We start from the raw sequence: 12,910 nt of genomic DNA on the forward strand, positions 1-12,910 counted from the left end.
CGTCAGGGTTTGCGAGAGTGCAGACGGGAACGGTCGTTGCAGTCCGCGCCATAACACAAAGGGCCGCACATGCGCCATGTGCGGCCCTCGGTCATCGATACTGCGATGCGCGCTGCATGGCGCGCCGGCGCTTTACTTCGCGCGCAGCTCTTCGATCATCTTTTCGAGCTTGATTGCGTCAGCGGCGAACGCACGGATGCCTTCAGCGAGTTTTTCGGTCGCCATGGCGTCGTCGTTGAGCTGGAAGCGGAACGACGGCTCGTCCACGGCCACGCGCTCGATCTTCGCGTCCTTGAACGCTTCCGGCGAGAGCTTGCGCTCGACCTTCTCGTTGCTGTCGTGGAGCTTCTGCAGCAGGTCCGGGCTGATGGTGAGCAGGTCGCAGCCGGCCAGCTCGACGATCTGGCTCGTGTTGCGGAAGCTCGCGCCCATCACCTCGGTCTTGTGGCCGAACTTCTTGTAGTACGCGTAGATCTTGCGCACCGACTGCACGCCCGGGTCGTTCTCGCCGCCGTCCTTCGCGTCGTCCCAGTCGGCGCCCTTGGCCTTCTTGTACCAGTCGTAGATGCGGCCCACGAACGGCGAGATGAGCTGCGCGCCCGCTTCGGCGCACGCGGCGGCCTGCGCGAGCGAGAACAGCAGCGTCATGTTGCAGTGGATGCCGTCCTTTTGCAGCGCTTCGGCGGCGCGGATGCCTTCCCAGGTGGAGGCGAGCTTGATCAGCACGCGCTCGCGCCCGATGCCGGCCTGCTTGTACAGGTCGATGATGTGGTGCGCCTTGTCGATCGACCTTTTCGTGTCGAACGAGAGGCGGGCGTCGACTTCGGTCGAGACGCGGCCCGGAATGATCTTGAGGATTTCGGTGCCGAACGCGATCAGCAGATGGTCGATGATCGACTCGAGCGACTCGCTCGCGTGATCGCGCACGGTTTTTTCGAGCAGCGGACGGTACTCGGCTTTCTGGACCGCCTTGAGGATCAGTGACGGGTTGGTCGTCGCGTCCTGCGGCTTGTACTGCACGAATTGCTGGAAGTCGCCCGTATCGGCGACGACGGTGGTGTACTGCTTGAGCTGGTCGAGTGCGGTAGTCATGTCAGGCCTTGTGGGCGCGTGCGCGCCTGCATCGGTGAGAGTTGAACGGCCGGCGCGCTCCAGGCGTGAACCTAGGGCGCGCCGGGCGGAACCAGAAAGGCGCTGCGCCTGCCGGCTTGGCCCGCGCGGATTGGGCGGCAAGCCGGGTGGGGCGCATCTTGCCGCGCGTGTGGGCGCGGCTCACATCGTCATTTTATGGCGGAAACGCATGGCGTTGCGTTTCGCGCGGGCATGGGGCATGGCAAACGCGCCGCACACACCGTGCCAGCGGGGCTGGCGGGCGCATGCGGCGGCGGCTCACACGGGTCAGGCGCGCCGCGCGTTGAGCACGAACTGCGTGATGACGCCCGCCACGAGTCCCCAGAACGCCGCGCCGATGGAAAGCAGCGTGAGCCCGGAGGCCGTCACCATGAAGGTGATGAGCGCGGCTTCGCGCTCGCTGGGGTTCTGCATGGCGTTGGTGAGGCCGCTCATGATCGAGCCGAACAGCGCGAGCGCCGCGATCGACACCACGAGCGCCTGCGGGAACGCCGCGAACAGTGCCGCGATGGTCGCGCCGAAGGTGCCGGCGATCAGGTAGAAGATGCCGCACCACACGGCCGCCATATAGCGCTTCGTGCCGTCTTCGTGGGCGTGCGGGCCGGTGCAGATCGCCGCCGTGATCGCGGCGAGGTTCACGCCGTGCGAGCCGAACGGCGCGAGCACGAGCGAGGCTATGCCCGTGGTGGCGATCAGCGGCGAGGAGGGCGCGGCCGTGTGGTCGTAGCCGTCGGCGCGCAGCACGGCGATGCCGGGCACGTTCTGCGAGGCCATCGCCACGACGAAGAGCGGAATGCCGATGCTCACCACCGCGGTGAGCGAGAACGCCGGCATGGTGAACACGGGTCTGGCCACCGCCACGCGGAAGTGGCTGAAGTCGAGCAGCCCGAGCATGGCCGCGGCGGCGATGCCGATCATGAGCGTCGCGACGATCGCATAGCGCGGCACGAAGCGCTTCACGATCAGATAGCCGAAGAACATCGTGAGCACGAGCGGCGTCTGCACCTGCGCGGCGTGGAAGATCTCGATGCCGATCTCGAACAGGATGCCCGCGAGCAGCGCCGCCGCGATGCCGGCGGGAACGCGCTTCATGAGCGTGTCGAACCAGCCGGTGAGGCCCACGGCCGTGAGCAGCACGGCGCAGACGAGATAGGCGCCGATCGCCTCGGCATACGGCACGTGCGGCAGCGAGCTGATGAGCAGCGCCGCGCCCGGCGTGGACCACGCGATCACGATGGGCGCGCGGAACCACTGCGACAGGCCGATGGTGGTCAGGGCCATGCCGATGGACAGCGCCCAGATCCACGAGGAGATCTGCGCGTCGGACAGATGCGCAGCCTGGCCGGCCTGGAACATCAGCACGAGCGAGCTGGTGTAGCCGGTCATCATCGCGACGAAGCCGGCCACGATCGTGGCGACCGAGGTGTCGGCGAAGGGCCGCAGCGGTCCCGGCCTGAACGCCGCTGGCAGGTCGGGGGAAGAGGGGGCGGTCATGCGGGTGGTCTCCAGTTTTTGCTTAGGTATGACGGCTTCGGGCGGCGCGGCCTGAAGACACCTTCAGGCACGCGCCGCCTCGAACAAGCGGAAAAGGGCGGGAGTGCGGGCGCCTATTTGCTCAGCACGCGCATGGCCGTTTCGAGCCCGGCGACGGTGAGCGGGTACATGCGGTGGCCGAGAATCTCGCGGATGATCGACACCGACTGGCGGTACTCCCATAGTCGCTCGGGCTCGGGGTTGAGCCAGGCGAAATGCGGGAACTGGTCGGCGAGGCGGCGCAGCCACACGGCGCCCGCTTCGGGGTTGTTGTACTCGACCGAGCCGCCCGGCTGCAGCACCTCATACGGGCTCATGGTGGCGTCGCCCACGAAAATGAGCTTGTAGTCGGGTGTGAACTTGTGCAGCAGGTCCCACGTCGGCGTGCGCTCGGCGTGGCGGCGGCGGTTGTTCTTCCACAGGTGGTCGTACACGCAGTTGTGGAAGTAATAGAACTCGAGATGCTTGAACTCGGCCTTGGCGGCCGAGAACAGCTCTTCGGTGCGCTTGATGTGATCGTCCATCGAGCCGCCCACGTCGAGCAGCATCAGCACTTTCACGTTGTTGTGGCGCTCCGGCACCATCTTGAGGTCGAGCCAGCCCGCGTTCGCGGCGGTGCTGCGGATCGTGTCGCCGAGGTCGAGTTCTTCCGCCGCCCCTTCGCGCGCGAAGCGGCGCAGGCGGCGCAACGCGACCTTGATGTTGCGCGTGCCGATTTCGACCTGGTCGTCGTAGTCGCGGTATGCGCGCGCATCCCACACTTTCACGGCGCTGCGCTGGCCGCCTTCGCCGCCGATGCGGATGCCTTCGGGGTTATAGCCGCCGTGGCCGAAGGGCGACGTGCCGCCCGTGCCGATCCACTTGCTGCCGCCCTCGTGGCGCTCCTTCTGTTCTTCGAACAGCTCTTTGAGGCGTTCCATGAGCTTGTCGAGGCCGCCCATCGCCTCGATCTGCGCGCGCTGTTCGGGCGTGAAGTCGCGCTCCAGCCGCTTCTTGAGCCAGTCTTCGGGGATCTCGAAGGCCAGTTCCGACTTCTTCTCCATGCCGCGAAAATACGCGCCGAACGCCTGATCGAAGCGGTCGAAGTACTGCTCGTCCTTCACGAGCGTCATGCGCGCGAGGTAGTAGAAGTCGTCGAGCGAGGGCGCGATCACACGCGCCTTGAGCGCTTCGACGAGCGTGAGGTACTCCTTCACGGAAACCGGCAGCTTCGCGTCGCGCAGCGTGTAGAAGAAGTCGATCAGCATGCGGTGTCTCCGGCTTTCGCGCGCGGTTTTCCTGTCAACGGTTGTGGCGGTTCATGTAGATGAGGCGCTCGAACAGCGTCATGTCCTGCTCGTTCTTGAGCAGCGCGCCGGCGAGCGGCGGCATGGACTTCGAGCCGTCGACCGCGCGCAGCGCCGAGGGCGGGATCTCTTCGGCGAGCAGGAGCTTGAGCCAGTCGAGCAGTTCCGAAGTAGAAGGCTTCTTCTTCAGGCCCGCGACGTTGCGCAGTTCGAAGAAGCTTTCCATGGCCGCGTTGAGCAGTTCCTTGCGGATGCCCGGATAGTGCACCTCGACGATGCGCTGCATCGTCGCCGGATCGGGAAAGCTGATGTAGTGGAAGAAGCAGCGGCGCAGGAAAGCGTCGGGCAGCTCCTTCTCATTGTTCGACGTGATGATGACGAGCGGACGCTGTTTCGCCTTGATGAGCTGGCGAGTCTCGTAGACATAGAACTCCATGCGGTCGAGTTCGCGCAACAGGTCGTTCGGGAACTCGATGTCGGCCTTGTCGATCTCGTCGATCAGCAGCACGCTTTGCTCGTCCGACTCGAACGCCTGCCACAGCACGCCTTTGACGATGTAGTTGGCGATGTCCTTCACGCGTTCGTCACCGAGCTGCGAGTCGCGCAGGCGCGAGACCGCGTCGTACTCGTAGAGCCCTTGCTGCGCCTTCGTGGTGGACTTGATGTGCCACTGCATGAGCGGCATATCCAGTGCCGCAGCCACTTCTTCGGCCAGCATGGTCTTGCCGGTGCCGGGCTCGCCCTTGATGAGCAGCGGGCGTTTCAGCGTGATCGCGGCATTGACCGCGAGCTTGAGGTCGTCGGTGGCGACGTACTGCGATGAGCCTTCGAAACGCGTGGCGCGCATGGTGAATCCGCTCGCTGGGAAAAAAATCCCAGTATAAGTCAGATGGGGTGTTGCGTCGGCGCGCCACCGCGTATCGTTGGGTCCGCTCTTTGGGGCACGGTCGCAAGCGCTGCCAGCCGTCTCGCGACGGTGTGCGGCGAGTCCGTTGCGCGTGCCAGGGTTCCTCCGGGTTGTCTGCGGGCGAGGCGGCGCGGCAGGGCGCTGCGTGGCCGCCGCAAGCCCGCCGCGGGGCCTCGCGAGGCGCTCCGAGGCCCGCCAGGCGTGGCGCGGCCGGTGGACGGGCGGCGCGGCGTCGCGGTATACTCGGACCGATTTTTTTCGGCCTGCACGGCGACCCCAAAAGTAAAACAGCAGTAATGCGGCGCAGGCCGTGGCCTGCGGTTCGGGCGTTCGAATCCCCTCAAGCCAGGTTGGATGCTATGAAAAAAATTGTCGGCAAGCACGTCATCACGGGCGCAATCACCATGCTGGCGTGCTTCGCGGTCACGGCTCACGCGGACGTCGTGGGCAACGCGAAGGCGGGTCAGGACAAGGTGGCGATGTGTATCGGCTGTCATGGTATTCCCGACTACCGCACCGCTTACCCCGAGGTCTACCACGTGCCCATTCTGGGCGGCCAGAACGCGCAGTACATCATGAACGCGTTGCTCGCCTACAAGAAGGGCGACCGGCATTTCGAGACGATGCACGCGATCGCGTCCTCGCTCACCGAACAGGACATCGCCGACATCGCGGCCTACTATGCGTCGCAAACGGCCGCGTCGAAAGACAATCCGAATAAATAACCGGCAGGTGGAGAACCCATGAACAAGCCCTACACGGCTATGCCTTCGTTTGCCGGTGCAACCATCAAGCTCGCGGGCGCCGGGCTCGCACTGGCCGCCGCGCTCGCGCTCAATCCCGCACACGCGGCCGACGCCTCCAACGGCAAGATCCTCGCCGACAGCCACAACTGCGCGGCCTGTCACGGCCCGGGCCTGAACAAGCCCGTGAGCCCCGAATATCCGAAGCTCGCCGGCCAGCACGCCGACTACATCTACTGGGCGCTGCGCCAGTACCAGATGGGCACGAGCAATCCGCACCTCGGCCGCAACAATCCGATCATGCAGGCGCAGGTGCAGAGCCTTTCGCAGAGCGACATGAAGGATCTCGCTGCGTACATCGAGTCGCTCGGCGGCGACCTCGTCAACAAGAAATAAGCGTTAGCGCGGCGCGCGCCATGCGTGCCGCATCATGTGAAACACCCCGCGTGGGTCTCGTTTTCGGCGAGGCGTTCGCGGGGTGTTTTTTTGCGGCCTGATTGCTTTTAGATGTGCTGCAGTCGCGCTTCAATCGCGGGAAGCGCGGCGCTCGATGCGCATCAGATAGGCGTCGGTGTCGGGCGGCGTGTTCGTGCGTTGCGCTTCCCAGATCGTTTCGCCGAGGCATTCCATGATCGCGTGCTGCGCGTCGTGCGTGGAGCCGAGACGCGCGGCGAGCCGGTCGTGCGCGGCGCGGATGCCGGGCGGCTGGTCGATCGAAAGCTGCTCGCTGATCGCCAGATGCATCGACAGATGCAGGAACGGATTGCTCTGGCCGCGCTCGGGCGAGTAGTCCTGCGCGGCGGCCGCATCGGCGTCGGTGAGTTCGGCGTGATATTCGGGGTGCTCGACGATCCAGTCGGCGGCGATCGCCTCGAGCGGCGTGAGGATTTCGCCCGCGCGCTGCTTGCGCCAGGTCTCGGTGAAAAAGCGGCGGACTTCGTCGCGGCTGGGATTGAACATCGTGAGTCGGTCGTAGGGGTGAGGCGCCAAATCGTGCAGCGTCGCGCTGCGACGCCTGGATCGATCATTTTACGCCGGGGCGCTCGCGCTCGCTCAGAGCTCCGGCGGGGGCGTCTTCGGCTTGAACTCGCACAGCGGCTCGATCACGCAATGCCAGCATTCGGGCCGGCGCGCCTTGCACACATAGCGGCCATGCAGGATGAGCCAGTGATGCGCGTCCTGGCGGAACTCGGCCGGCGTGAATTTTTCCAGTGCGAGTTCGACGGCGCGCACGTCCTTGCCGGGCGCGAGTCCCGTTCGGTTCGCAACCCGAAAGATATGCGTGTCGACGGCGATGGTCGGTTGGCCGAAGGCCGTGTTGAGCACCACGTTCGCGGTCTTGCGTCCAACCCCGGGCAGGGCTTCGAGCGCCTCGCGCGTGGGCGGCACCTCGCCGCCGTATTGCTCGATGAGAATGCGGCACGTCGCGATGACGTTCTTGGCCTTGGTGCGATAAAGGCCGATCGTCTTGATGTAATCGGCCACTCCTTCCTCGCCCAGCGCGAGCACCGTTTCCGGCGTGTTGGCGACCGGAAACATCCGGCGCATGGCCTTGTTCACCGAAACGTCGGTGGCCTGCGCCGAGAGCATCACGGCGATCAGGAGTTCGAACGGCGTGTTGAATTCCAGCTCGGTGGTGGGATGTGGATTGAGGCTTTGCAGCGTTTCGTAGATGGCGCGGCGCTTGGTGGCATTCATGCTCGTTGTGCGTGGGGCCGTTGCGTTGCGGAGCGCTATCGCGCGGATTTGTCGTCGTCGGGCGTCGAGTCCGATGTATTCGACTCGATGCCGATGCGCTTGCGGCGCGCCTCGGCCTCGTCGATCTGCGCCTGCACATCGGCGCTCACGTGTTCGACGTTGCGCGGTCCCACACCCTGTTCGGCCAATTCCGCCTTCTTGCGGCGGGCACGTTCGAGCGCGGCCTGGATGATCGCTTTCTTCTTCGCTTCGGCGTCGTCGGCGGGGGCGCTTGCGGGTGGCGTGGCGGCGTCTTGCGGCGCTTGCGGTGCGTGGGCCTGCGGCGCGCTCGTGGCGGCGCGGCGTGCGGCGGCGCGCGCCTCGGCCGCATTGCGTTCGGCGGCCTGGCGCGCGGCGCGCCGGTCATGCCGCACGCGGGCTTCGTCGGCCTGCTGCTGTGTCCATGCGTCCCAGCCGGTCGCCTCGCCCGTAACGGGAATCATTGCGATGCAGTCGACCGGGCAGGGCGCGACGCACAGGTCGCACCCCGTGCACTGATCCTTGACGATGGTGTGCATCTGCTTGGGCGCGCCCACGATCGCGTCGACGGGGCACGCCTGCATGCACAGCGTGCAGCCGATGCACAGTTGTTCGTCGATGAACGCCACCGGACGTGCGCGCTCCACGCCGTTGTCCGGATTGATCGGGATGACGGGTTTGCCGAGCAGCGTCGCGAGACGCTCGACGCCTTCCAGGCCGCCTGGCGGGCACTGGTTGTAGTTGGCGGTGCCGGCGGCGACGGCTTCGGCGTAGGGCCGGCAGCCGTCATAGCCGCACTTCGTGCATTGGGTCTGGGGCAGCAGATCTTCGATGCGATCTGCGAGTGTTTTGGGATCGTTCACGTTCGCTACATCGGGGCGGGGCGGGCGGTGGCGTGACCTTGCGGCGCAGGGCTTCGCACCGGGTCTCAAGGCGCGCACATGCACAGCGCCAAAGCCTGCATTATCGCCGATTTCCCGCATTGCCATCGGCGGGCCATGTGCCATAATCAAAGCGCTTAATGCGAAGCACCGTGCAGTCCAGGGGAAATCAATAGACGTAAGCGGTACATGTCGGGCACGGCAGGCAACGTGCTTCGCAGGAGGCAGACAGGGGGAAGAACGATGTCGGCTCGCAACGACATCAAACAAACAAGAAGGAACGCAAGACCGTAGGTCGGAGGGTGTCTGTCCATTAACCTGGCGCGCCCCGCACAACGTTGTCGATACCAGGGCGAGGAGAGGCCCGGCGCAGTATTGCCCGACAACGTAAACCGGACAACGCGGCTTAACGAGATCCTGCCACCATGAATCAGCCAAAAATCAAAAGAGATCCTGAAGGCACACGCCGCCGCATTCTGCTTGCCGCGGCGGAAGAATTCGCCAATGGCGGCCTGTTCGGCGCACGCGTCGACCAGATTGCGCGACGCGCGGAAACCAATGAGCGCATGCTCTATTACTACTTCGGCAGCAAGGAGCAACTATTCACGGCGGTTCTCGAGCACGCATTCGGCGCGCTCAATGAAGCCGAGCGCGCGCTCGATCTCTCGGGGCTCGCACCCGTCGAGGCGATCACGCGGCTCGCGCATTTCGTGTGGGACTACTATCGCGACAATCCCGAACTGCTGCGGCTCGTGAACAATGAGAATCTGCACGAGGCGCGATATATGCAGAAGTCCACACGAATTCGCGAGATGATCTCGCCGATCGTGGCGACGCTCGGTTCGATTCTCACGCGCGGTGAATCTGCGGGACTGTTCCGCCCGAGCATCGATCCATTGCGCCTCTACGTGACGCTTTCGGGCATGGGCTATTACATCGTCTCGAACCGCTACACGCTCAACGCCACGCTCGGTCGCGACTTCAGCACAACGGCCGAACGCGCGGAAGTCATTCAGCTCAACACGGAGATGCTGCTCGCGTATCTCATGCGCAAATAGCGCACGACTCGCACGCGGCAGATTCGCGAAGCCGTTTCACGCTCCACAAACGCCACGCGCCGTCCTGGGACGGCGCGCGGATTGTGTTGCTGGTGCGGACTGCGTGCGCTCGCGTGAAGCGCAAGCCTTGGTCAGGCGACGACGCCTTGTGCCGAGCGGCCGCGGGCAGACGCTTCCTTGCCCGTGTGGCTGGCGGCCTGCTGGTGCTGGCGGATGAAATCGCGCAGTTGCGGATAGATGATCGTGCGCCAGCGGCGGCCCGAGAAGATGCCGTAGTGGCCGCATTTCTCGGCAGTCAGATGATGCTTGTTCGTCTCGGGAATACTCGTGCACAGATCGTGCGCGGCGCGCGTCTGGCCTGCGCCCGAAATGTCGTCGAGTTCGCCTTCGATCGTGAAGAGCGCCGTGTCGCGAATGTCCTGCGGACGCACGCGTTCGCCGGCCACGTCCCACGTGCCTTCAGCGAGGCTGAAATCCTGGAACACGGTGCGGATGGTCTCGAGGTAATACTCGGCGGCCATGTCGAGCACCGCGTTGTATTCGTCGTAGAACTGGCGATGTGCTTCGGCGTCCTCTTCGTCGCCGCGCAGCAGGCTCTTGTAGAAGTCCCAGTGCGCGGTGGTGTGGCGGCCCGGATTCATCGCGACGAAACCCGCGTGCTGCAGGAAGCCCGGATACACCTCGCGTCCTTCGCCCGGATAGTTCGCCGGCACGGGGTGGATCACGTTGTTCGCAAACCAGTCGAGCGAATGCTCGGTGGCGAGCGAGTTGACGGCGGTGGGGCTGCGGCGCGCGTCGATCGGGCCGCCCATCATCGTCATCGTGAGCGGGGTGTCCTCGCCGCGGCTCGCCATCAGCGAGATGGCCGCGAGCACGGGCACCGTAGGCTGGCAAACCGACAGCACATGCAGATTCTTCGCGCCGATATGGCGGATGAATTCCTGGATATACGCCACGTAGTCGTCGAGATGGAACGGACCGGCTTCGAGCGGCACCATGCGCGCGTCGACCCAGTCGGTGATGTACACCTTGTGGTCCTGCAGCAGCGTGCGCACGGTGTCGCGCAGGAGCGTGGCGTGGTGGCCCGAGAGCGGCGCGCACACGAGCACGGCCGGCTCGTCCTTGAGCGCGGCCACGGCGCCGGTGTCGTCGGCGTAGCGCTTGAAGCGCAGCAGGCGGCAAAATGGCTTCTCGATGATGGTCTGCTCGACGATCGGAATATTGAAGCCGTCCTTCACGATCTGGCGAAGGTTGAACTCGGGCTTCTCGTAGTCCTTGCCAAGGCGATACAGCAGTTCGTAGCCTGCGGCGAAGCGCGTGGCGCCCGGCACGAGTGAAAACGGGCTCGTCGGATTCGAGAACGATTTCGAGGCGGCCTGGGCCCAGGCGGTCAGCGGGCTGAGCAACGCGCGCTGGAATTCACGGATTTGATAGAGCATGGGCGCTCCGGCATCTTCAAGGAGCGGTTCGCACCCGGGTCGCGCGCGGATGAGGCGCGGAGCAGATGCGGGCCGGCAAGGTTGGTCGGTCAGTCAGGTTGTTTATCGGCCGCCGCCCGGAGGGCTTTAGCGCGGACACACCCGCAGGCGTCTCGCGGCTTGTGGCTGCAAGCGCGCTGCAAGGCGGTACACGCGTTTCGCCCCGTTGCCAGGCGGCGCGGGCGGTACTGTTCCGCCCGGTTGTTGTGCAACGCAGCATCCCTAGTGTACCCCAGCCCGCGAAAACGTCCAGGCGCTTTCGAACATTCACGATGCGGATACAACAGCTGGCTCGGCCGACGCGCCGCCGACCGCGGGGTGCCCCGTCTCCTTCGCCATTTCCTGTTCGTGCCGCATGAGATTCAGGCCCGTATGCACGAGCGCCACATGCGAGAACGCCTGCGGGAAGTTGCCGACCAGACGCCCCGCAATGGGGTCATATTCCTCGGCGAGCAATCCCACGTCGTTGGCGAGCGAAAGCAGGCGCTCGTACATGCGGCGTGCGTCGTCCATGCGGCCTTGCAGGGCCAGGTTGTCGACCATCCAGAAGCTGCACGCAAGGAAGGTGCCTTCGCCCGGCGGCAGTCCATCGTTGAATTCGGTGGTGCGGTAGCGCATCACAAAACCTTCACACATGAGATCGCGCTCGATCGCCGCGACCGTGCCGGCGATGCGCGGATCCGCCGCGGGCAGGAAGCCGAGCAGCGGCATGAGCAGCAGGCTCGCGTCGAGATCGGTGCCGCCGTAGATCTGCGTGAAGGAATTCAGATCCTTGTTGAAGCTGCGCTCGCAAATGGTCGCGTGGATCGTCGAGCGCAGTTCGCGCCAGTGATCGAGCGGCCCGGGCAGCTCGAATTTTTCCGCCGACTTGATGGCGCGGTCGAAGGCGACCCACGCCATCACCTTCGAGAAGGTGAAATGCTGGCGGCCGCCGCGCGTTTCCCAGATGCCCTCATCGGGTTTGGTCCAGATCGTCTCCAGGTGCTCGAGCATTGCGCACTGGATCGACCATGCGGTGTCGTCGGCCTGCAGGCCGCCCACGCGCGCGAGGTGCAGCGCGTTCATCACTTCGCCGTACACGTCGAGCTGCAGCTGGCCGACCGCGTTGTTGCCCACGCGCACCGGTTTGGCGCCTTCGTAGCCGGGCAGCCAGTCGAGTTCGAATTCGGGCAGACGGCGCTCGCCGGCGAGCCCGTACATGATCTGCAACTGTGAGGGCGAGCCTGCCATCACACGGCCGAGCCATGCGCGCCAGGCGCGGGCTTCGTCGTAGTAGCCGCCGCGCATCATCGCGAGCAGCGTGATGGTCGCGTCGCGCAGCCAGCAGTAGCGGTAGTCCCAGTTGCGCGTGCCGCCCAGCTGCTCGGGCAGCGACGTGGTGGGCGCCGCGACGATGCCGCCGGTGGGCTCGTAGGCCAGCGCCTTGAGCGTGATGAGCGAGCGGCGGATGGGTTCGGCCCAGCGGCCTTCTACGGTGCTGCGCGAGGCCCATTCGGTCCAGAAGTTCTCGGTGCGCGCGAGCGCCGTGAACGGGTCGCGCGGCGGCGGCAGCCGCAGGTGCGAGGCCGCATACGAAAGCGAGAACGGCACGCGCTCGCCTTCCTTCACGTCGAACTGCGCCACCGTGTGCATGTTCTCGCCCTGGAGGTCCACGGGCGTGCGCAGCACGACCGTGTCCGGGCCCACCGTGGCCTTGATGCCGCTCTCGTAGGTGAGGCGGCTCACCCACGGCACCGAAAAACCGTAGTCGAAGCGCAGCACGAACTGGCTTTCCATGCGCACGGTGCCGCGCCGGCCCACGACGATGCGCACGAGTTCGGACCAGCCGTTGCCGGGCGGCATGAAGTCGATGAGCGTCACCGCGCCCTCCGGCGTTTCGAAGTCGGTTTCGAGGATCAGCGTGTCGCCGCGATAGCGGCGCGTGGTCTTGATCTCGACTTTCGCGCCCTCTTCGGGCTGCGCGGGCGCGATGAGCCAGCGGCCGTTTTCCTCCGTGCCGAGGAGGGCGGCGAAGCAGGCGCCGGAGTCGAAGCGCGGCCAGCAGAGCCAGTCGATGGATCCGGCGCGGGAAACGAGCGCGGCCGTGTGGCCGTCGCCGATCAGTGCGTAGTCTTCAATGGGTGCGGGCATAGTAAGCAGATTGACAGCGTTGCTCGAAAACGAAAGCCGCTTGCCGC

12 protein-coding genes are annotated in these 12,910 nt (G+C 65.4%); 3 read left to right on the forward strand and 9 right to left on the reverse strand.

Annotated features, from left to right (window positions below; genetic code table 11):
* Positions 1-132 precede the first annotated feature (132 nt).
* The 4 genes from tal to AB4Y42_RS28035 all read right to left on the reverse strand — a co-directional run bounded on the left by tal (position 133) and on the right by AB4Y42_RS28035 (position 4,797).
* Entirely contained in the window at positions 133-1,092 is a 960-nt protein-coding gene (tal, locus tag AB4Y42_RS28020) for a transaldolase (protein ID WP_368695965.1), read from the reverse strand.
* Between the two features lie 306 nt (positions 1,093-1,398).
* Positions 1,399-2,625, reverse strand: a complete 1,227-nt coding sequence (locus AB4Y42_RS28025; RefSeq protein WP_368695966.1) for a benzoate/H(+) symporter BenE family transporter — start codon at positions 2,623-2,625, stop codon at positions 1,399-1,401.
* Positions 2,626-2,738: 113 nt separating this feature from the next.
* A complete protein-coding gene (locus AB4Y42_RS28030; RefSeq protein WP_368695967.1) occupies positions 2,739-3,911 on the reverse strand; it encodes a VWA domain-containing protein in 1,173 nt (390 codons plus the stop codon).
* A 34-nt stretch (positions 3,912-3,945) separates the two neighbouring features.
* The gene (locus tag AB4Y42_RS28035) at positions 3,946-4,797 is read right to left on the reverse strand and encodes a MoxR family ATPase (protein WP_324159749.1); all 852 of its coding nucleotides are present in this window, start codon (positions 4,795-4,797) and stop codon (positions 3,946-3,948) included.
* 419 nt (positions 4,798-5,216) lie between these two features.
* On the opposite strand from AB4Y42_RS28035, the gene AB4Y42_RS28040 reads away from it, so the two are divergent.
* Both AB4Y42_RS28040 and AB4Y42_RS28045 read left to right on the forward strand, forming a co-directional pair.
* The gene (locus AB4Y42_RS28040) at positions 5,217-5,582 is read left to right on the forward strand and encodes a c-type cytochrome (protein WP_158757323.1); all 366 of its coding nucleotides are present in this window, start codon (positions 5,217-5,219) and stop codon (positions 5,580-5,582) included.
* 39 nt (positions 5,583-5,621) lie between these two features.
* Positions 5,622-5,996, forward strand: a complete 375-nt coding sequence (locus AB4Y42_RS28045) for a cytochrome c (RefSeq protein ID WP_368696002.1) — start codon at positions 5,622-5,624, stop codon at positions 5,994-5,996.
* Positions 5,997-6,125: 129 nt separating this feature from the next.
* Here the strand turns inward: AB4Y42_RS28045 and AB4Y42_RS28050 are convergent, their stop codons facing one another.
* The 3 genes from AB4Y42_RS28050 to rsxB all read right to left on the reverse strand — a co-directional run bounded on the left by AB4Y42_RS28050 (position 6,126) and on the right by rsxB (position 8,179).
* Complete coding sequence (locus AB4Y42_RS28050) at positions 6,126-6,560, reverse strand: DUF1841 family protein (RefSeq protein WP_324141311.1); 435 nt, start codon at positions 6,558-6,560, stop codon at positions 6,126-6,128.
* Positions 6,561-6,653: 93 nt separating this feature from the next.
* Positions 6,654-7,298 carry an endonuclease III gene (gene nth, locus AB4Y42_RS28055; protein ID WP_368695968.1) on the reverse strand — a complete coding sequence of 215 codons (645 nt, stop codon included), beginning with the start codon at positions 7,296-7,298 and terminating at the stop codon, positions 6,654-6,656.
* A gap of 35 nt (positions 7,299-7,333) precedes the next feature.
* Complete coding sequence (gene rsxB / locus AB4Y42_RS28060) at positions 7,334-8,179, reverse strand: electron transport complex subunit RsxB (RefSeq protein ID WP_368695969.1); 846 nt, start codon at positions 8,177-8,179, stop codon at positions 7,334-7,336.
* A gap of 443 nt (positions 8,180-8,622) precedes the next feature.
* Here rsxB and AB4Y42_RS28065 point away from each other — a divergent pair, with 443 nt between their 5' ends.
* Positions 8,623-9,255 carry a TetR family transcriptional regulator gene (locus tag AB4Y42_RS28065; protein WP_069265354.1) on the forward strand — a complete coding sequence of 211 codons (633 nt, stop codon included), beginning with the start codon at positions 8,623-8,625 and terminating at the stop codon, positions 9,253-9,255.
* 131 nt (positions 9,256-9,386) lie between these two features.
* Here AB4Y42_RS28065 and AB4Y42_RS28070 read toward each other — a convergent pair whose 3' ends face one another.
* Together AB4Y42_RS28070 and AB4Y42_RS28075 are read right to left on the reverse strand one after the other, a co-directional pair.
* Entirely contained in the window at positions 9,387-10,694 is a 1,308-nt protein-coding gene (locus AB4Y42_RS28070; protein ID WP_368695970.1) for a polyhydroxyalkanoate depolymerase, read from the reverse strand.
* Positions 10,695-11,000: 306 nt separating this feature from the next.
* Positions 11,001-12,863, reverse strand: a complete 1,863-nt coding sequence (locus AB4Y42_RS28075) for a glycoside hydrolase family 15 protein (RefSeq protein ID WP_368690884.1) — start codon at positions 12,861-12,863, stop codon at positions 11,001-11,003.
* Positions 12,864-12,910: the final 47 nt, after the last annotated feature.

The organism is Paraburkholderia sp. EG286B, assembly GCF_040965655.1.
Taxonomy (GTDB): domain Bacteria; phylum Pseudomonadota; class Gammaproteobacteria; order Burkholderiales; family Burkholderiaceae; genus Paraburkholderia.